Here is a 19,785-nt window from a genome sequence, read left to right as displayed (position 1 = left end):
ATCATTCGACTCCTGACCGCTTGGGAAGTGGGATCTGCTGAACGTTTTCCCGGATGTCTCCGGCAAAATCATAAAACCTCTCTCTTACCAGAACCCCTTGTTCATTTATAGCGATGACGGTTCCATGATTCTTGCCGACCTTATCCCCCTTTTTGACGATGTAGGACTTTCCTCCCGGCACCATAACCATGGCGATCGGCCTGGCATGTCCGACCACGACTCCGGCGAGCCTCAGTTGTCCCACTTCAAAGGTCTGCAGAGGCGTCAAGGGCCCTTCGTCAACAGGAATAGCTTTTTTGACCTCGAGCAAGGCAATAAAGGGATCCCGGCGCCCGGCTGGACTGTAAACATAAGGCTCCTGCGCGGATCCCTCCGATGGCATTTTTTCGCCAGGCCTGGCGATGTCATTCCTGGCCACCTTTTTTTTGACGGCCTGTTTCGCAACGGGCTTGTCAACCGTCTGTTCCTTCGACTGGCAGCCAAAAGCGAGAACCAACCAGGCACAGCAAAGCAGCCCTACTGACAAAAACCGGCGGAAACTCATTTTCTTTTCTTTCCTTTCCGATTACCAGGCTCCGGAGCGTTCTCTACAAACCTGAAAGTGGTCGCAAGACATTTGATGGAAAGGACATTGCGCCCTGCCGCCATTCTGGCCTTGTCCATGTAAAGGTTGTTGATGTTGACGATACGCGCAAGGTTGCCTATTTTGTAAAAGAACATGGCAACTTCATGATAGGCTCCCTGCAGTTCCAGATCCACGGGCACCTCGGCGTAAAAACCCTTGACCTGCTCCGCCTTGGGCTTGAAACTCAAAACCTCCAGGCCTTCCTCGCGGGCGAGACCGGCTATGCTGGTCAGCAGCGATGGGATCTCCTTCTGATTGGGCAGTTCGGCCAGAGCTTCATTGAGTTGCGCCTGCAGCTTTTCAAATTCCGCCCGAAAAGCAGGAAGGTTGCTGGCGATTCGTTGATCTTCCAGCAGTTTGGATTCCACTCGGGCATATTCATTGTCAAGGTCCTTCAGTTCCTGCAGCATAGGGCGATAAACGCCGAAAACAAACGCCGCGGCAACCAGCAGGACAATGACACCCAAAACAATCAGTTGCTGATAGAGTTTCAGCTTGGATATTTTTTCCAACCCCAGGGCCATTATCTCATTCCCCTATTTCGTTTCGAGTCTTGGTGGCGTCTCAACCTGACAGGATATGGAAAACTGCTGAAGCTTGAGATCCTTCTTTTTGGTCTGTTTGGTCACCTTCAGTTCAACATTTCTGTAATAGGGTGACGCCTCCAGATCCCGCAGGAAAGTGGCAACCATCTCCTCATTCAGCCCCACGCCATCGATGCTGATCTTGCCTCCGGACTCCTTGAAGGACTCGATCCACAATTTGGAGGGCAGCACTTTGCTGAGATCGTCAAGCAGATGCACCGGACCACTTTTCTTTGCCTTCAGATCGTTCAGCACATCCAGCTTGCCCTGCAGCTCGGCCTGCTTCTTTTTGAAGTCAGCGACTTCGCCAATCGCCTTCTTCAGGCGATTGATCTCCTGCTGCGCGGTCCGGATATCCTCCTTTTTATGGGAGATCTGGGCCGCCTTGGCAAAATAGAGACCGGCGCACGCCAGCACGGTCACGGCAAGGACAGCGATGCCGACTGCCAGCTGGGTAAAAATTCTGGCGCGCTTCTGTGCCTCTCTGACCGGCAATAAATTAATGCGGATCATTTATCGCCCAACCTCCTTGTGGCCAGCCCCACCCCCAACGCAAAGAAAGGACTGACAGCATGAATGAATTCCATGTCAAAATGTTTTTCGTCAACATGAATCTGGCGAAAAGGATCCAGCAACTCGACGTCAACTCCCAGGCGCTGCTGAAGACTTTCGACACACCCCGCAGTTTTCGCCACCCCGCCGGAGAGATATACCCTCTGAATCCTGTCGTCGGACGATGTGGCGGAATAAAAATCAAGAGACCTCTGAATCTCCTGCGAAAGATGATCCATGGTCTCCTTCAAAACGTTATCGATATCGGCTGAATCGACATCCGGCAAGGAGGCGCCCAGTTTTACTTTCTCCGCCTCGAGACCGGTGAGACCCAGTTTTTTCTGAATTTCCTGGTTAAAGGTATTGCCCCCTATCTGAATATCGCGGGTAAACACCGAGGTGCCGTTCTTCAATATATTGATGTTCATGGACGAAGCCCCCACATTCACCAGGGCCACCACCTCCTCGTCCTGATCATAATTGGCCTGGTAGGCATTTTCCAACGCAAAACAGTCAATATCCATAATCAGTGGCGAAAAACCGGCCTCATCGAAGACCGCTACGTATTCATTGACGAAATCTTTCTTGGCGGCCACCAGCACCACATCCATATTGGAGGGATCCTGGGAATCCGGCCCGAGGATCTGAAAATCGAGATTCACTTCCGCAATTTCAAAAGGGATATACTGCTCCGCCTCCCACTCGATGGCGGCTTCGGCCTCGACCTCCGTCATGGTGGGCATTTTGATCTTTCTTATAATGACGGAATTTCCCGAAACAGCCGAAGCGACATTTTTTGTCTTGAGGCCTTGGCTTTCCGCCAGATTCCGTAGACACTCCACCACCGCGCCGGAATCCATAATGGTATTGTCGACAATGGTTTCGGGCGGCAGTTGGGCCATGCCGAGATTGACCAGATGCCAACCGCTTTTCTCCCTGCGCAATTGCACCAGTTTAATGGAGTGAGACCCGATATCCACGCCAACAATATCTTTTTTATTCAAGAAGAACATCGATCGACCTCAACTCAAAAGTTTAAATTTCAAGCAATCGAGTGACTGTTTGAGCAACAAATGTGCCACATGATGAAGGGAAAAACCTTGACGCACCGGAAACCGGGTAATCGAGACAATTAATCAGCCCCGGATCAGCAGAAAAATTGAACCTCATCCGGCAACTCCGTCTTTGTCATCAGCAGAAACGCATCAGGATACCTTGCGTGATTGTAAAAGGAACGACCTGCCAGTCAATAAAAATTAATAAAATTAATTACAAGTGCACCCAATTATATGGAACATTAAAAAATAGTCAACAAAAGAAACAACTTTATAACCATTTAAATTCAAACAGTTAGGATAAACACTAGATGGTGTGCAAAATACCCGGAATTCACCCAAGATTTTGGACGAAGCATTTGAAACAGCGCAGTTCAAAGGACAGCGCAGTTTTCAGATGAGAAACGAGCCGTTTTTCGATGTGGCATAAAAACCAGGGCGTTGCGCGGAGACGTACATCGGTAGGCCGCGCAAACAAGCCCGCAGTTCGATGCCGCCACCGATGGCAAGGGAGGGGCCAAACGAAAACTATCTTGTATCCATCCGGAAACTCCGGATGGATACAAGATAGTTTTCATATGGGAAACGAGCAATTTTTCGTTGTGGCAAGGAAATCAAGGGGTTGCGCGGAGGCGTACATCGGTACGCCGCACAAGCAAGCCTGCGGATTGACGCCGCCACGGCGGAAAAGGGCCGTTTCCGGATGAAAACTATCTTGGCAAAAAAGACAGGTACCAGTTTATGAGATCCGCCCCCCACAACAGGAAGACGATGGCCCCCAGGGACAAAAAAGGGCCGAAGGGAATCGCCAATTTACCATCGGCACGCTTGATGAGCATCAGCGGTACACCGACAAGAGAGCCGATCACGGAACCAATGAAAATAATCGGCAAAATAGCCTTCCATCCCATAAAGGCGCCGAGCATTGCCAGCAGCTTGACATCCCCCATGCCCATGCCCTCGTTCCGGGTCACAAGATAATAGATCCACGCCACGCAGGCCAGACTTCCTCCACCGATCAGAATCCCCAGCAAAGAATCCTTCCAGGACAGCCACGGCACCAGAAACGTCAGCAGAAAACCGGCCGGGACCCCGGGCAGACTGATAACATCGGGGATGATCTGATGATCGAGGTCGATGAAGGAGATGGCGACCAGCGCCGCAACCAGCACCCAGTACACCGGCGTAGCCCACATCATGCCGAAACTTCTGAAAACCAGCAGGAACAGCAGCCCGGTCAGCGCCTCGACAAGGGGATAGCGCCAGGAAATGCTGTGTTGGCATCGGGCACAGCGCCCACCCAGCACCAGATAGCTGAGAATGGGGATGTTCTGATACCAGCGGATGGGAGACTCGCAGACAGGGCAGCGGGATGCCGGCTTTACGATGGAAACACCGGCCGGGATGCGAAAGATGCAGACGTTGAGGAAGGAACCGATGACCGCACCGAAGATAAAAATGACCGTATTGAGAAAAGTGATCGACATTGCAGGCCTTTTGTCAGTTGTCAGTTGTCAGTTGTACGAGACACATCGACTTTGACGGCAGGAATGTTAGTGATGATGTTGCTGGCCGTTGTCACATAGATCTCTTCAAAATAAGTAGGCGCGAGAGCACTGATATGAAAACGAGTACCTATCACCGTCAGACCAAAAGGCGATGGCACAGGGGGAGTCCTAAATTTTTTAGCGATTTTTGACTCTAATCATGGCGCCTCGACTTGCTGAACAACACTCAGGAAATAGCTTTCCATATCAGGGCGAATGGGTTCGATGCGTTCTATACGCGAGCCTTCACTCCAAAAACGATTCAATTCCTTTTGAAGGTCATCCTTCCCAACCTCCGCTATCGAGACAGCGCCTCCGTCTGTGATGACTTCAACAACGTAGCCTTGTAGCCCCCTGGTCAGAATTTTATTTACATCGGTGACTACCCGCAAATGCCCACCAACAAGTATTCCAACCCGGTCGCATACCGCCTCGACATCGGCAGTGATATGAGTACTGAAAAATACAGTTTTGCCTAACTGGCGCAATTCCCTAATTACGCTTTTGACAAGGGCTCGTCCTAAAGGATCAAGCCCACTCATAGGCTCATCAAAAATCAAGAGATCCGGATCGTGAAGCAGGGCTTGAGCAATACCGAGGCGCTGAACCATACCCTTGCTGTAGGTTCGAATGGCTCTTTTTCGGACATCCCAAAGACCCAACTGTTTTAATACTTCTCCCTTACGCGCAGCCATTATAGAACGATCCAGACGAAAAGCACTGCCAACGAAGGACAAATACTCTTCAGCTGAAAGATAGTCGTAAAATGATGGATTCTCAGGAAGATAGCCAATCCTCTGCCGAGTAGCGGGGTCGCGCGAATCGGCACCGAACAGACGACATACCCCGGAGGTTGGACGAATGAGGTCCAGAAGCAATTTTATGGTGGTGCTTTTGCCTGCACCGTTAGGCCCCAGAAAGCCAAAAACCTGTCCGACTTCGACCTGCAGATTCAAATCAGCCAGGGCAGTAACACGCTTACCCCGTTTTCCGCGATAAGTTTTGCACAGATTTTGAATTGCTATAGCCCCTTGCACATCGCCTCCCTCTCCCTGAACATAAAAGCAGCCACCCAATGTATGACCGCCTAGGTCTCATAGACCACCTATTGCCGAGACCGCTTATGCGTGGCTAAATTGCTGGTAGTACGTACCCTTCCCTTTTCATCCAGAAAAAAACGCCCCCCATAAGGGTCATCAGGCAAACTTGAAAGCAGTCCAGATGACACAAGGTCATCAAGATCGCCTGGAACCAGCTCCGCGCCGTGCACTTTTTGATATTGCTTCAATGCACTCTCAATGCAATCAATGGCCTGCAATGCCTCAAGGCGGCGCTGACTACTCTGGCGTAACGCCTCATTCGTAAGCTGAGGCAACAGGGTCTGTAGATATATGATCGCCAACTTTGTTTGACCGTTTTCATACAAAAAGCGGCTGGTCAAACTGGTCATCAGGGATGAACCGGATATTTTCGCGCCACGATTATAGTAGTGAGCAGCTAACTTATAATCCTCAAGAAAATAAGAATAATTGAAGCCTGCGGAGAAAGGTAAAAAGGGATCCCAGGTGCGATGTCTCATACCATATTCAAGAATTGAATTTGCAAGCTTGATCTCCCTAAGATCCCAAACCAAAATGGCCTGGGAAAAATAATAGGCATCCATATTGTAAGGATCCAGCCGCAAAGCGGCTTCAATGGCCTGATAAATGCCAAGATAGTCAATCTTATCGGGAGATCCGGCAAGGGTCTGCCCACCGAAATAATTAAGCGCCTTGAGCATGTAATACGCGCCGACCAAAGGTCGGTGATCCAGAGCTGCATAGCGCAGCACTTGGTAGTGGGGCACACTGCCAATACGAGAGGACGACGGCCGTTGGGCCATGTATCGGGACATGGGCGGCGTCAAAAGCAGAAGGATCAGCAATCCGCTAATGGGTAGCAGAAAACCGCGCACACACATCACAAAAATTCCCGGCGGTTGAACGCCACCAATGCCAGTCCCAACACCACGGAAATGTAGCCAATAAAATAACCCATCACCATTACCCCTTCAAATGGGGTGAAAGCCAATCCATAAATAGCATTCAGTTTGAGATCAAAAGCCTTCAGATTAGGTAGAAAATAGTACAAAAAACGGACTATATGTCCTACTGCGGGCGTAACGGTCTCGGCCAGGGGCCCCGAAAGATATTCGTAAACATCCTGCGTGGCGGTGCCAACCAGGTATAGAATCACCGTGCCGAAGATAGGCAAAAATAAGTTGGTACTGACGGAAGAGAACAACACACCAATAGCGGCCAAAAGAATGTATTTGAGCGTATCAAAAACCATGGCTGCAACAAAAAGACCCCAAACCACAGGTCGATCGGGCGGATAAATGGAGGTTGCAAACAGGATGCAGCCAGCACTGACTAGGGCCAGTGCCAGCGCGACACCAGCCAAAAACAAGGCGACGCCGAGAAACTTGCCTAGCAAAACCTGCCAGCGCCGCACAGGGAGGGTCAAAACGCTTTGCGCATAGCGCCTTTCAAAATCACGCCACAGCACGGTTGTGCCGCCAAATACAGCCAGCAGCAACAGCAACAGAGAAGACAAGGAAAGACACAGAGTCATAGTCAACTCCGTAACCTGCCGCATGGAAAGCATGCCAACTACCGGGGCCAGCGACAGGGCGACCGATAAGGCCAGCAGACCAAGAAACAAGCGGTCGCGCCAAAAACCAAGCATTGTAGTCCACGCAAAACGCCCCATATGTCCTCTCCCAAAAAACAAGCAAAAGGGCTGACCCAAGCCAACCCTTTCGCAAACTACGCATACCAGCCTAACACTGTCGAAGTAAATTAATGCTAACCTTCATCGCCAGTGCCATCGCCAGTGCCATCGCCAGTGCCACCTTCCTCGTCACCAACTGTTCCTTCAAGATCAGCAAATAAACCACCAATCGTAGTCGCGTCCGTTGGTGTTACCAGGTCACTGAAATCACCTTTTGTTTTAGCTACTTGCATGATAGTGTTGCGACGACTGGAGGACCCATATTGCGTGTCGCCCTGAAGATGCCCGGAAACAACCGCATAGTCCGAGGAAGATGCATTAATATTAAGTTGAACGTTACTGGAGAGACGGAAAGCTTCAGTGCCGATATTAAACGCTTGAACAGCGGTATCACCAGTGCCACCGCGAATTACAGCATCCGCATGTGCAAAACCAGCAAACGACACCAATGACGCCGATAACAGCGCAACAAAGAGTTTCTTCATCTTTTTTCTCCTTTATACGGTAAGATAATCGTCCCTTTTAATCATCGGATTAAATTTCAGTGAAGGTCTCTTCATATGCTTGCTCATCCGAGAAATTCGCTTCCATGGAAGTCTTGAAGTTGCGCAGATCACTCTGCGCGGCACTATTAAACGCTCGGGTTCGATACGCGGCGAACTGCGGAATCGCAATCGCGGCCAGAATACCAATGATCGCGACGACGATCAGCAGTTCGATCAGGGTGAAACCCTTTTGTGATTTACGGAACTTCTCCAACATACCTATTCTCCTTTCGGGGTTAGAATGCAGCCTTGAGACTGCGCGAGATGTCATGGTCATATTGCAAAGCACACAACATGCCAAAACAATTTGTTCTTTATATTCAATAGATTTCAAAATAGTAAGCGGGTATCACACCTTTTCACGACATTTTTTGTCACCCCGATATAACATAATTTGCCCTGGCCGGCCATGAAAAACCTTGTGCGGGCTAATCGTCGCCTTCGACTTCGATACCGAACTTGGCCAGCCGGTAGCGGATGGAGCGAAAGGTGATGCCCAGCAGCTCGGCGGCCCGCTTGCGGATGCCGCCGGTGCGTTCGAGGGCCTGCAGCAGGATTTCCTTTTCGATGGCGCCAAGATGGGCGTCCAGATCGAATCCCCCATCCGGCAACAGGAACCGGGTCTCGGAGAAGCCCTCGCTACTGCCGGCAATATGCGCGGGAAGGCAGCTTTCGCAGATCGACCCGCCCCTGCCGAGAACCAGGCATCGCTCGATGGTGTTTTCTAGTTCCCGGATATTGCCGGGCCAGTTGTAATCCAGCAACCGGCGCATGACGCCATCCGGAACCTGCATGGTTTCGGCTTTACACAGTTTTTCCAGAAAATGCTCGACCAGCAGCGGGATATCCTCGCGCCGCTCGCGCAATGGTGGCAAGCCGATCTGGATGACATTGAGCCGGTAAAACAAATCTTCCCGGAAACTTCCGCCCGACACCGCGTCGCCCAGGTTCTTGTTGGTAGCCGCCACCAGCCGCACATCCACTTTCAGGTTGCGGGTGCCCCCGACCCGGCGAAATTCGTGCTCCTGCAGCACGCGCAGCAGCTTGACCTGCATCATCGGCGGCAGTTCGGCGATTTCATCGAGGAACAAGGTACCGCCATCGGCGACTTCGAACAGGCCCTGCTTTTGCTGAACCGCGCCGGTAAAAGCGCCCTTTTCGTACCCGAACAGTTCGCTCTCCAGCAGGTTTTCCGGGATAGCGCCGCAATTGATGGCGATGAAAGGCTGATCGCGCCGTTCGCTGTTGTAGTGGATGGCCTTGGCCACCAGCTCCTTGCCGGTGCCGCTTTCCCCGGTGATCAGGACGTTGACCTTGCTGGCGGCAACCTTTTCGATCAGGGAATAGACTTCCTGCATCAGCTTGCTTTTGCCGATGATATTGGAGAAGGAGAACCTGGTGCCCAGCGCTTTTTTGAGATGCTGATTTTCGCGGCGCAGATCGATGCGCTCCAGCGCGTTTTCGACAATCAGGCGGATCTCTTCGTTTTTAAAGGGCTTGGTGATGTAGTCGTAGGCGCCCTTTTTCATGGCGTCGACCGCCTGCTCCGTGGTGGAAAAGGCGGTAATCATGATGATGGCGGTGCCGGGGCAGCGCTCGTTGACATAGTCGAGAACGCCGAAACCGTCAAGTCTCGGCATTTTGATATCGCTGATGATCAGATCGTAAGCCTGGTCCTTGAGCTGCGTGACAGCCTGTTGGCCGTCGGACGCGACTTCAACCTGATAACCATCCCGCCGCAGCAGAATTGCAAGGTAATCACGCATGCCCTCTTCGTCGTCGACGACGAGAATGCGATGCCGATTTTTCTGCCCAGTGTCCATGGTTGTTTTGTCCAAAGGGGATGCCATCCTTTTCTCCGATGGAGGCTGCCATCAGCAAACGCCATTTTACGTCAAGGCCGGTCACAGATTAACGCAGACTACGCCATAAAAAAAGCCCTTTGTTGCCTTCGGGCGCCGGCATGCCCCGCCTGCCGAAAACACCGCTTTTTCAAACCGGCAGGCTGATCAGGAATGTGGCGCCACCATCGATGCCGGGCTGATGCTCGAGGGTGCCGCCATGCGCTTCGACGATGCTGTGCACGGTGGCCAGCCCCAGACCGGTGCCGTGATCCTTGGTTGTAAAGAAGGGGTCGTATATTTTCTGGCGCAACGCTTCGGAAACCCCCGGACCGGAATCGGTAACCACCAGCTGCCGCGTCAGCGGCCGATAGGCCAGCTCCAGGCGCCCGCCTTCGGGCATCGCTTCGGCGGCATTGATGAGAAGGTTCCATACCGCCTGCTGCAACTGGTTCCTGTCGCCGTAAATCATGGCGCCGGGGGGGCTGTTCTGCTGGATTTCCAGCGCGGCAAAACGCCCGTCCGCAGTACACAGGTCGGCAAGCTCGCCAATCAGTGTGCTGGCCTTGAACCAGATCTGATGCGGTGGCGAAGGCCGCGCGAACAGGAGGAATTCCTTCAGCAGGCCGTTAAGCCGGTCGGCCTCGCGCACCACGATATTCATCAGGTGGCGGTCTTCCGGACTCAGCGCTTCATTTTCACGAAGCAGCTGCACGGAACCGCTGATGGAAGCGAGGGGATTGCGTATCTCATGAGCCAGGCCGGCGGCAAGCTGACCCACCGCGGCCAGGCGATCGGTGCGTTTGAGGCGCTCCTCCATCTCCTTCAGATTGGTCAGGTCCTGAAAGGTGATCAGCAAGCCGTCAACAGCCTGTGCGGGATCGGTCAGCACCGAGGTATTGAAGCCGATCGGGCGCCGGTTGCCCATGCCGTCGACAAGCCACCCCTCGCCCCGGGACACGACCTGAAACTGCCCATCCTGCAACAGCGTCACATCAGGAAAATAACGGGACAACTGTGTGTGATAGGCATGTTCGAAGACCACGCAAAGCATATCCTCGGCAGCGGCATTCATGGAACGTATGCAAAGTTGGCGGTCGACGATGATCAGACCGCTGGTCATATTCGCCAGAATCGCCCGGTTGAGCCTTTCGAGTTCCTCGTAATCGATGGTGATTTTCTGGCGGTCATGTTCGCTGAGCCGCAGGCGGCTGACCAGCAGGCCGCCGAGAAGCCCTACCAGCAAAAAGGCGCTGATGTTGATAAACAGCTTGTACAGGGTTTCCACCCCGCTGATTTCCAGGGGCAGCGCCAATCCCGGAACCGGCGGGATAAACCGGTAATACTGCAGGTTGATCAGCCCCCCGTACAGGATGGCGGCGGCCGAGGCGACAATCAGAACGTCCCGGCGGGATAGCAGCAACACCCCGCTGAGAATTATGAGGATGTAAAAAGAAGCGAAAAAGCTTTCGATGCCGCCGGTAATGTGAATCAGCGCCGTGGCAAACAGCAGATCCAGTCCGATCTGCAGCTGCGCCAGCCACCGCGCCGGACCGAACATCCTGACCAGCAGCAGGGACACGAGGGTCTGCGCATAAGCCGCCGCCACCAACAGATAAAGGCAGCGCAACTCTACCCAAAGATAGCCAGTGCTGCCTTTGTGCTGAAACACTATGGCGCCGCCCAGAAACAGGCCGATGACCAGCACGCGCACGCCGAGAAACCAGTGCATCAGCCTCGGCGTCATTCGGGAAACGGCTTGTGGTGACATGCGGAACAAGTATCCCTGTCAGCCGCCGACGGTACCGGCGATTTTGAAGATCGGCAGGTACATGGCGATAACCAGGCCACCGACCGTGGTGCCCAGAAACAACATGAGCATCGGCTCCATCATGGCGGTGAGATTGCCGACTGCGTCATCGACTTCATCATCGTAAAAATCGGCGATCTTGTTAAGCATGCTGTCGATCGAACCGGACTGCTCGCCGACCGCGATCATCTGGCACACCATGGGCGGAAACACCCCGGTCTTTTCCAGAGGTTCGGCAATGGTCTTGCCCTCGCTGATGCTTCTGCGCACCTTGTAGATGGCCTCCTCGACGGTTTTGTTGCCGGCCGTTTTGGCGACGATATCGAGGCCGTCCAGGATCGGCACGCCGCTGGATATCATGGTGCCCAGCGTCCGCGAGAACTTGGCCACCGCGACTTTGCGAATCAGGGTGCCGAAAACCGGCACCTTGAGGGCGTACGCATCGACCAGCGCGCGGCCCTTGGGGGTCGCGTAAAAGCGTTTGAACAGAAAAATGAACAGCATGACGGCGCCGATGATGGCAAAAATCCAGCTCCGTATGAAGTTGCTCAGATTGATGACCACCTGGGTGGGCGCCGGCAGCGCGCTGCCGAAATCGGCGAACATTTTTTCAAAGGAAGGGATGACAAACACCATGATGACGCCGATGACGATGACGGCGATGCCGACGACCGTGGCCGGATAGGTCATGGCGCTTTTGACTTTTTTCTTGAGTTTGTGCGCTTTTTCCAGATAGGCGGCGAGACGGTTGAGGATGGTATCGAGAATGCCGCCGACCTCCCCCGCCGCCACCAGGTTGGCGAACAGCTCATCGAAGACTTTGGGGTGCTTTTTCAGGGCATCGGCAAAGGTGGATCCCGACTCGACACTTTCCTTGACGTCGATCAGCACCTTTTTCATCACTTTGTTTTCCTGCTGACGCCCCAGAATATCCAGGCATTGAACAAGGGCCAGGCCGGCATCGATCATGGTCGCGAACTGGCGGGTGAAGACCACCAGATCCTTGGTGCTTACCTTGCCACCCATGCCGGGGATCTTTATTTCGACATCAAGCCCCTTGCCTCGTTGCCTGATCTTGCTGGGCATGATGCCCTGACGCCGCAACTGGGAACCGACGGCCGCCTCGCTGGGCGCTTCCATCTCCCCCTTCTGGACTTCGCCGCCGCGGGTTTTTCCTTCCCACGCAAACTTGGCCACGGTTACCTCCCTGGAATGATCTGACGTGAAGCACTGATCGCCTCGAACCGGTCCGGTAGCGGACACCATAACGCTGGAACAAGGTGGAAGACAGCGGTCACATCATCATCGAAAAAACATCGTATTACGCGAAAAACAATTATTGGCCGACCCGCACCTGCCGCTTGAGGACCGCTGCCGGGTTGGCCATCATCTGTTTGAGTTCGTCCGGCTCGGGCGAGCGCAACAGCGCCGTCTCGACGGATATCATCTTGCGATGCGCCAGCATGAACAAGGACTGGTTCATGGTCTGCATGCCGTAGCGGTCCTGCCCCATCTGCATCTGCGAGTAGATCTGGTGAATCTTGTCGTCGCGGATCAAGGCCCGGATGGCGGTGTTGGGCACCATGACCTCCAGCGCCAGCGCCCGGCCGGGCCCTCCCAGTCGCGGCAGCAGGTTCTGCGACAGAACGCCTTCCAGCACGAAGGACAGCTGGGTGCGCACCTGGGACTGCTGGTTGGTCGGGAACACGTCGACAATACGGTTGATGGTCTGCACGCAGGAGTTGGTATGCAGCGTGGCAAAGCACAGATGGCCGGTTTCGGCGATGGTCAGGGCGGCCTCGATGGTCTCCAGGTCGCGCAGCTCGCCGAGCAGCACCACGTCGGGATCCTGACGCAGGATGTATTTCAGGGCCTTTTTGAAGGAATGGGTATCGGATCCCACCTCGCGCTGGTTGACCAGGCAGTTTTTATGCGGATGAATATATTCGATGGGATCTTCGATGGTGATAATGTGCTCGCGACGTTCCTCGTTGATAGCGTCGATGATGGACGCCAGGGTGGTCGATTTGCCGCTGCCGGTCGGGCCGGTCACCAGAATGAGGCCGCGGGGCTTGCGCGACAGATCTTTTACCACCGGCGGCAGGCCGAGTTCCTCGAAACTGCGGAACTTGTAGGGGATCATCCGGAAAGCCGCGGCCAGCGCTCCGCGCTGCAGGAATATGTTGCCACGGAAGCGGGCCAGCCCCTTGACCCCGAAAGACAGGTCGAGTTCGTTTTCCTCCTCGAATTTGCGCTTCTGCGCATCGGTGAGAATGCTGTAGCACAACTGCTTGGTTTCGGCCGGCTGCAGGGGGGGAAACTTCAACCCCGTGACCTGTCCGTCAACCCGAACCTGGGGGGGTGCGCCGGTGGTGATATGAAGGTCGGAAGCCCCCATCTCGACCATGGTCTTCAACAGCTCACGAACCCCGACTTTGACTTGCTGTTCCGATTCCTGCATATCTGAAACCAACCTCCCCTGTCGTCATAATGCAATACGCAAGCAAAAAACATTCCTCCGGAAACAACGCCCCCTCAGCGCTCAGCGCTAATCATCCGACACGGTGCAGCGCAGCACCTCCTCGAAGGAGGTGACGCCTTCCTTGAGCTTGAGCAGAGCCGATTGGCGCATGGTCTTGACGCCGAGGCGCATCGACTCGCGCTTGATCTCGGCGGTGTTGGCCCCCGCCAGGATCAGCTCCCGGATTTCCTCGAACATGGGCATAACCTGATAAATGCCGACGCGGCCCTTGTAGCCGGTGTTGTTGCAGACACCGCAGCCCACGCCGCGGTAACAGATGTAGTCGTCGACCTCGTCTGGCGCCACGCCTGCGTCGATGAGGGCCTGTTTCGGGACCTCCTCGATCTCCTTGCATTCCTTGCAGACACGGCGTCCCAGGCGCTGGGCGGTAATCAGGTTGACGGCGGAAGCCACCAGGAACGGTTCGATCCCCATGTTCAGCAGGCGGCTGATGGTGCTGGGCGCGTCGTTGGTATGCAGCGTCGAGAGCACCATGTGGCCGGTGAGAGCGGCCTTGATGCCGATCTCGGCGGTTTCGAAGTCGCGAATCTCGCCGATCATGATGATATCCGGATCCTGGCGCAGAAAGGAGCGCAGGGCGGAGGCGAAGTTAAGACCGATCTCCTCGTGCATGTGCACCTGGTTGATGCCGGCGAAGTTGAATTCGACCGGGTCCTCCGCGGTGGAAATATTGAGAGTGCTGTCGTTGAGCTCGGCAAGAGCCGAATAAAGCGATACCGTCTTGCCCGAACCGGTCGGCCCGGTGACCAGGACCATGCCGAAAGGCTTGTGAATGGCTTCCTTGAACCATTCCAGCGGCTGTTCGTCATAGCCCAGTTTGGTCATGTCCAGCTGCAGATTGGATTTGTCCAGCAAGCGGCAGACGATTTTCTCGCCGAACAGGGTCGGCAGGCAGCTGACCCGGTAGTCCATGTCCTTGCCGCCGGGCAGCTTGATCTTGATGCGGCCATCCTGCGGCAGGCGGCGCTCGGCGATATCCATTTCGGCCATGATCTTGATGCGCGAGGTAATCGCGGCGCGCAGTTTCATGGGCGGTTTCATAACCTCGTACAGCACCCCGTCGATGCGATAGCGCACCCGAAAGGATTTTTCGTAGGGTTCGATATGGATATCGGAGGCTTTTTTCTTGATGGCATCGGTCAGGATGAGATTGACCAGTTTGACGACCGGCGCGTCCTCCGTGGCTTTTTCAAGGGCATGGACATCGACGCTGTCGTCCTCGTCGACGACCTCGATGTCGATGTCCTCCAGGTCGTCCATGACATCGGCAAAGGTGGCGCTCTGGTCGTAATATTTGTCGATCGCCGCCTTGATCGCCGACTCGGTGGCGACCACCACCTCGATGTTGAAGCCGGTCATGAACTTCAGATCGTCGATGGCGAACAGGTTGGACGGATCGTTCATGGCGACGATCAGGGTCGAACCCGCCCGGTTTACCGGAACGATCTGGTATTTCTGGGCAATATCGGCGGGGACATGCCGGATGACATCCGCCTCGATCTCGAAATCGTTGAGGTTGATGGAAGGGACGCCGTACTGCTTGGACAAAAACGCGGAGAGTTCTTCCTCCTTGACGAAACCGAGGCGCACCAGACAGGTACCGAGCCGGCCCCCGTTGAGCTTCTGGTCGTCCAATGCCTGGTTCAATTGCTGGGCATTTATCAGATCGTTGCGAACCAGCAATTCGCCAAGACGGTTACTTGTCATGAAAAAATCCTCTGATCAGACTTTCAAACAGCCGATGAATCTGGATATTTACAGGTGGAGAAATCGGGAAAATTACAGAACAGCAATAATCGTCCCGCAGGTTAGATGAAGGGCGACAACAAGTCAAGAACACATTAAAAAATTGTTTTACCGGGCCAGCGCCTGCCGCATCACCCCGGCGGGAGGCTCCTGCCCGGTCCAGATGCGAAACGCGGCCTCCCCCTGGGCGATGAGCATGCCCAGACCGCCGGTGGCGCGGTGCCCTCGCGAACGGGCCGTCATCACCAGCGGCGTGTCGGGGCTGCGGTAAACAATATCGCACACCACCGCCGCGCGATTGAGCTGCTGCCAGGGCAGCGCATCGAAAACCTCGCCCTTGAGTCCGATGGACGTGCCGTTCAGCAACAGGTTGACCGAGGGGCAGACGGCCGCCAGTGCCGAAGCGGCAAGATCCAGCACAGCAAAATCCGTTCCCGGAAAATGATCCCTGAATTCGGCGACGAGATTCTCGGCTTTGGGGCGGGTGCGGTTGGCGACGCCGATCCATGCCGCGCCGGTTTCAGCCAGAGCGACCAGAGCGGCGCGGCTCGCACCGCCGGCCCCGAGCAGCAGCACGCGCTTGCCCGCGGGATCGAATGCCAGGTCGGCGGCCAGTGACCTTATAAGACCTGTCCCGTCGGTGTTATAACCGACAAGATACCCGTCCCGGTTATGCACGGTATTGACGGCGCCGATCAGGCGCGCCGCGGCATCCACCTCATCGAGATAGGCAAGGACCGTTTCCTTGTGTGGAATGGTGACGTTCACACCCGCTATGCGCAGGGCCCGCAGGGCGGCCACCGCTTCCCCCAGCCGGACCGGCGCAACGGCAAACGGCACGTACACGGCATCCATGCCCAGGGCGCGAAAAGCTGCATTGTGCATCAGCGGCGACAGGGAATGGTCCACCGGATGGCCGAATATGCCGAACACCCGGGTGGTTCCGCGGATCATCATGCCTGTTCCTCCCCTGCCCGCTTACCGCAATCGAGATATTCCTGGTATTCGACGATTTTCGATGCCGACAGAATCTGGCGGGCCTTGCGGATATCCTCCTGAATAGCCTCCCTCAGAGCCTGTGGCCCGGCGAAGCGTTTTTCCTCCCGCAGCCTTTCCACGAAATAGACCCGAAGATCGTTGCCGTAAAGATCCCCGCTAAAATCGAGAATATGCGCTTCGATGAAGTAACCGGCGGCCCCGAAGGTCGGATTCTGTCCCAGATTCATGACTCCGTCGTAGAGGCGGTCACCACGCTTGACCTTGACGGCGTAGACACCGGCGGGCGGCATCAGCTCCTTGTCGGTCTTGAGGTTGGCGGTGGGAAAGCCCAGTTGGGAACCGCGGCCGAAACCATGCACCACCCTGCCTTCGAAGGTGTAGTGGCGGCCGAGGACCTGGACCACTTCGGCAACGCTGCCCTGCCGGATCATTTCCCGCACCCGGGTCGAGCTGTAAACCTCTCCGCCGGTGGCGATGGGTTCGAGGACCTCCACGGAAAATCCGAGATACTCCCCCATGCGCCGCAGCAGGTGGATATCGCCGGACCGGCCTTTGCCGAACAGATAATCGTAGCCGACCACCAGATGCGTGACACCGACCTTGTCCACCAGAAGTTCCCGGACGAAACGATGGGCGGGCAAGTCGGCCAATTCGCGGGTGAAGGGTGCGCAAATCAGCACATCGATGCAGGATGCCTCGATCAGGAGCTCTTTTTCGGCGTAGGTATTGATCAGAGCCGGGGCACGGTCCGGAGCCAGTATCTTCAACGGATGCGGCACAAAGGTATACACAACGGACGTCCCGCCGGTCTGACGGCTGCGGGATACGACACGCCGGAAAATTTCCCGATGCCCCAGATGAATGCCATCGAAGTTGCCGATCGTGACAACGGCATTTTTGATCGGGCTCCTCAATTCATCAATATCGCGTACAATTTTCATAAATTTGGTTTCAATGCCTGGCCTTGCCGTCACGCCTGCGCGCCCGGCCCGGAGGCGGTGCGGACATCGGCTCGTCCAGTTCGAAATCGAGTTCCCTGCGATCCAGGTCGGCTTTTACAAGCTTTACCGTCACGGCATCGCCAATGCGGAAAATCCGGCGACGGCGCTGCCCCACCAGACGGTGAAGCTCTTCATCGAATTCGTAAAAATCGTCGCTCAAGGTGGCGACATGCACCAGACCTTCGACGAAAACATCCTGCAGTTCCACAAAAATACCAAAAGGCTGCACATCCGCCACCCAGGCTTCGAAAATCTCTCCGACCCGGTCCTGCATGAACTGACAGCGCTTCAGGGCCACCATCTCCCGCTCGGCGTCCATGGCGCGGCGTTCCCTGAAAGAAGTTGCTTCGCCCAGCTTTTCAAGCACGGAAACCTTCAACGGGGCCTTGCCCGCGGACAGCACCCTGCGCAGTATGCGGTGAACCACCAGGTCGGGGTAACGGCGGATGGGCGAGGTGAAATGACAATAACAGTCGGAGGCAAGACCGAAATGGCCGAGATTGGCGGCATCGTAACGCGCCTGCTTCATGCTGCGAAGCAAATACTGGTTGACCATGCGCTCTTCGGGACGATCGCGAACCGCATCGAGCGCCCCCTGCAGCGCCGCGGGAGACACGGTTTCTTCCGACAGATCGAGCCCGATGTTGAAATGGGCAAGGAAGGTCTGGAACGCCAGCAGCTTTTCCATATCGGGCGGTTCATGCACCCGGTAAAGCAGCGGAATGTGGTGCTCCGAGAGAAACGTCGCGACGGCTTCATTGGCGGCCAGCATGAATTCTTCGATCAGGCGGTGCGCCAGGGTGCGCTCGGCACGCAGGATCTGGTCGGGACGCCCTTGCAGGTCCAGCACGATCTCGGGTTCTGGCAGATCGAAATCGAGACTGCCGCGCCGAAAACGCATCTGCTGCAACCGCAGCGCCAGCTCGGCCATAAGCCTCAGATCCTCCAGCGGCGTCTTTGGCGGCAAGGAATCATGGCTTGACGTTTCGTCCAGAACTTGCGCCACCTGGTGATAGGTCAAACGGGCCCGGCTGTGCATCACTGCGGGATAAAAGCGGCTTGACACCCTGGCCCCGCGCCTGTCGAACAGCATTTCCGCCGTCAGCACCAGGCGGTCGACGCCGGGATTCAGCGAACAGATGCCGTTGCTCAGGGCCTCGGGCAGCATGGGCAGGCAGATGCCGGGAAAGTAGACGCTGGTGCCACGGTCCAGGGCATCCTTGTCGATGGGACTGTCCGGATAGACATAGTGGGCCACGTCGGCGATGGCAACCCATAAGCGGATGGCGCCATCCGCCTCCCAGCACACCGCCACCGCATCGTCAAAGTCCTTGGCCGTCTCGCCGTCGATGGTGACAAACGGCACCGAACGCAGATCCTCGCGGCCGGCAAGGTCGCCCTCTGCGACTTCCATGGGCACGGACCGGGCCTGGTCGAGGGCGGCGGGGGAAAACTCCCGGGGCAGATCGTACTTGTGGGCAAGGGCCAGGACTTCAACCCGGGGATCGGAGGGATCGCCGAGAACCTCGACAATGCGTCCCTGCGGATACTGCCGGCGGGTGGGATAACGCTCTATGGCGGCGATTACCAGATCTCCCGCATTGACCGGCAAGGCACAGGGGGCAAGGAGCAGAACCGGTTGCGACAGGGCCGGATCGCTGGGCAATACCATGCCATGCCCCGAGTCCGGCCGGAACACGCCGACAATGCTGTGATGCGCCCGCGCCAGCACCCGCACGACGCGCCCCTCGAAACCTCCTCTCGGGGCACGCTGCAGCCGCACCGCGACACGGTCCCCATCCATGATATCCCGCATGAACCGGGCGGGAACAAACACGTCGGGGCGGCCGGGCTCTTCAGGCACGACAAAACCGTAGCCCTGGCGATGCACGGCGATCTTGCCGATCACCAGCTCCGTCGATTTCGGCAGGGAATACAGCCCCTTGCGGGCGCGGCGCACCAGCCCCTCGTCCGCCAGTGTCTCCAGCAGACGCAGAGCAGCCTGGCGTTCATCGCGGGAAAGATCAAAACCGGCCAGCAGCTGTCTTCCCGAAAGGGGCTTGCCCCGGTTCTGAAGCAACAGATTCAGCAGATCGTCGGGCGAGAGACTCATAAATCGGCGAAGCCTTCCAAAACGGCCCATGCGAAATGGGCACGGCATACCCG

The 19,785-nt window shown here is 55.7% G+C and carries 18 protein-coding genes; all 18 read right to left on the bottom strand.

Annotated features, from left to right (window positions below; all coding sequences use genetic code 11):
- Nucleotide 1 precedes the first annotated feature (1 nt).
- Nucleotides 2-544: a pilus assembly protein PilP gene (locus A6070_RS04565; protein WP_072287259.1), complete on the bottom strand. Its 543-nt coding sequence runs from the start codon at nt 542-544 to the stop codon at nt 2-4.
- On the bottom strand, nt 541-1,149 hold the full coding sequence (locus tag A6070_RS04560; RefSeq protein ID WP_072287258.1) for a type IV pilus inner membrane component PilO: 609 nt from the start codon (nt 1,147-1,149) through the stop codon (nt 541-543). Before A6070_RS04560 ends, A6070_RS04565 begins: the two co-directional genes overlap by 4 nt.
- A 12-nt stretch (nt 1,150-1,161) precedes the next feature.
- Nucleotides 1,162-1,722 carry a PilN domain-containing protein gene (locus A6070_RS04555; RefSeq protein WP_072287257.1) on the bottom strand — a complete coding sequence of 187 codons (561 nt, stop codon included), beginning with the start codon at nt 1,720-1,722 and terminating at the stop codon, nt 1,162-1,164.
- Nucleotides 1,719-2,774 (bottom strand): type IV pilus assembly protein PilM, encoded by a 1,056-nt coding sequence (gene pilM / locus A6070_RS04550; RefSeq protein WP_072287256.1) that lies wholly within the window; start codon nt 2,772-2,774, stop codon nt 1,719-1,721. Before pilM ends, A6070_RS04555 begins: the two co-directional genes overlap by 4 nt.
- A gap of 752 nt (nt 2,775-3,526) precedes the next feature.
- Nucleotides 3,527-4,303 (bottom strand): prepilin peptidase, encoded by a 777-nt coding sequence (locus A6070_RS04545; RefSeq protein WP_072287255.1) that lies wholly within the window; start codon nt 4,301-4,303, stop codon nt 3,527-3,529.
- Between the two features lie 218 nt (nt 4,304-4,521).
- Nucleotides 4,522-5,400 (bottom strand): ABC transporter ATP-binding protein, encoded by an 879-nt coding sequence (locus A6070_RS04540; protein WP_145926419.1) that lies wholly within the window; start codon nt 5,398-5,400, stop codon nt 4,522-4,524.
- Nucleotides 5,401-5,468: 68 nt separating this feature from the next.
- Entirely contained in the window at nt 5,469-6,326 is an 858-nt protein-coding gene (locus A6070_RS04535) for a hypothetical protein (protein ID WP_145926418.1), read from the bottom strand.
- Entirely contained in the window at nt 6,323-7,114 is a 792-nt protein-coding gene (locus A6070_RS04530) for an ABC transporter permease subunit (protein WP_072287253.1), read from the bottom strand. Before A6070_RS04530 ends, A6070_RS04535 begins: the two co-directional genes overlap by 4 nt.
- 95 nt (nt 7,115-7,209) lie before the next feature.
- On the bottom strand, nt 7,210-7,620 hold the full coding sequence (locus tag A6070_RS04525; RefSeq protein WP_072287252.1) for a hypothetical protein: 411 nt from the start codon (nt 7,618-7,620) through the stop codon (nt 7,210-7,212).
- 49 nt (nt 7,621-7,669) lie between these two features.
- The gene (locus tag A6070_RS16310; RefSeq protein ID WP_072287251.1) at nt 7,670-7,897 is read right to left on the bottom strand and encodes a type IV pilin protein; all 228 of its coding nucleotides are present in this window, start codon (nt 7,895-7,897) and stop codon (nt 7,670-7,672) included.
- A gap of 211 nt (nt 7,898-8,108) precedes the next feature.
- A complete protein-coding gene (locus A6070_RS04515; protein WP_235605407.1) occupies nt 8,109-9,530 on the bottom strand; it encodes a sigma-54-dependent transcriptional regulator in 1,422 nt (473 codons plus the stop codon).
- Between the two features lie 142 nt (nt 9,531-9,672).
- The gene (locus A6070_RS04510) at nt 9,673-11,292 is read right to left on the bottom strand and encodes a two-component system sensor histidine kinase NtrB (RefSeq protein ID WP_083558733.1); all 1,620 of its coding nucleotides are present in this window, start codon (nt 11,290-11,292) and stop codon (nt 9,673-9,675) included.
- 18 nt (nt 11,293-11,310) lie between these two features.
- Nucleotides 11,311-12,528: a type II secretion system F family protein gene (locus A6070_RS04505; protein ID WP_072287249.1), complete on the bottom strand. Its 1,218-nt coding sequence runs from the start codon at nt 12,526-12,528 to the stop codon at nt 11,311-11,313.
- A 139-nt stretch (nt 12,529-12,667) separates the two neighbouring features.
- A complete protein-coding gene (locus A6070_RS04500) occupies nt 12,668-13,792 on the bottom strand; it encodes a type IV pilus twitching motility protein PilT (RefSeq protein WP_072501973.1) in 1,125 nt (374 codons plus the stop codon).
- Nucleotides 13,793-13,879: 87 nt separating this feature from the next.
- Nucleotides 13,880-15,580 carry a type IV-A pilus assembly ATPase PilB gene (pilB, locus tag A6070_RS04495; protein WP_072287248.1) on the bottom strand — a complete coding sequence of 567 codons (1,701 nt, stop codon included), beginning with the start codon at nt 15,578-15,580 and terminating at the stop codon, nt 13,880-13,882.
- Nucleotides 15,581-15,727: 147 nt separating this feature from the next.
- Nucleotides 15,728-16,576, bottom strand: coding sequence for a shikimate dehydrogenase (locus tag A6070_RS04490; RefSeq protein WP_072287247.1), 849 nt, complete (start codon nt 16,574-16,576; stop codon nt 15,728-15,730).
- Nucleotides 16,573-17,559, bottom strand: a complete 987-nt coding sequence (locus A6070_RS04485; RefSeq protein ID WP_072287246.1) for a bifunctional riboflavin kinase/FAD synthetase — start codon at nt 17,557-17,559, stop codon at nt 16,573-16,575. Before A6070_RS04485 ends, A6070_RS04490 begins: the two co-directional genes overlap by 4 nt.
- 10 nt (nt 17,560-17,569) lie before the next feature.
- Complete coding sequence (rnr, locus tag A6070_RS04480; protein ID WP_072287245.1) at nt 17,570-19,732, bottom strand: ribonuclease R; 2,163 nt, start codon at nt 19,730-19,732, stop codon at nt 17,570-17,572.
- Nucleotides 19,733-19,785 lie beyond the last annotated feature (53 nt).

It is taken from the genome of Syntrophotalea acetylenica (assembly GCF_001888165.1).
In the GTDB taxonomy this organism is placed as follows: Bacteria; Desulfobacterota; Desulfuromonadia; order Desulfuromonadales; family Syntrophotaleaceae; genus Syntrophotalea; species Syntrophotalea acetylenica.
Note: the sequence above shows the minus strand (reverse complement) of the source record. Positions and strands in the feature narration are given on the sequence as shown.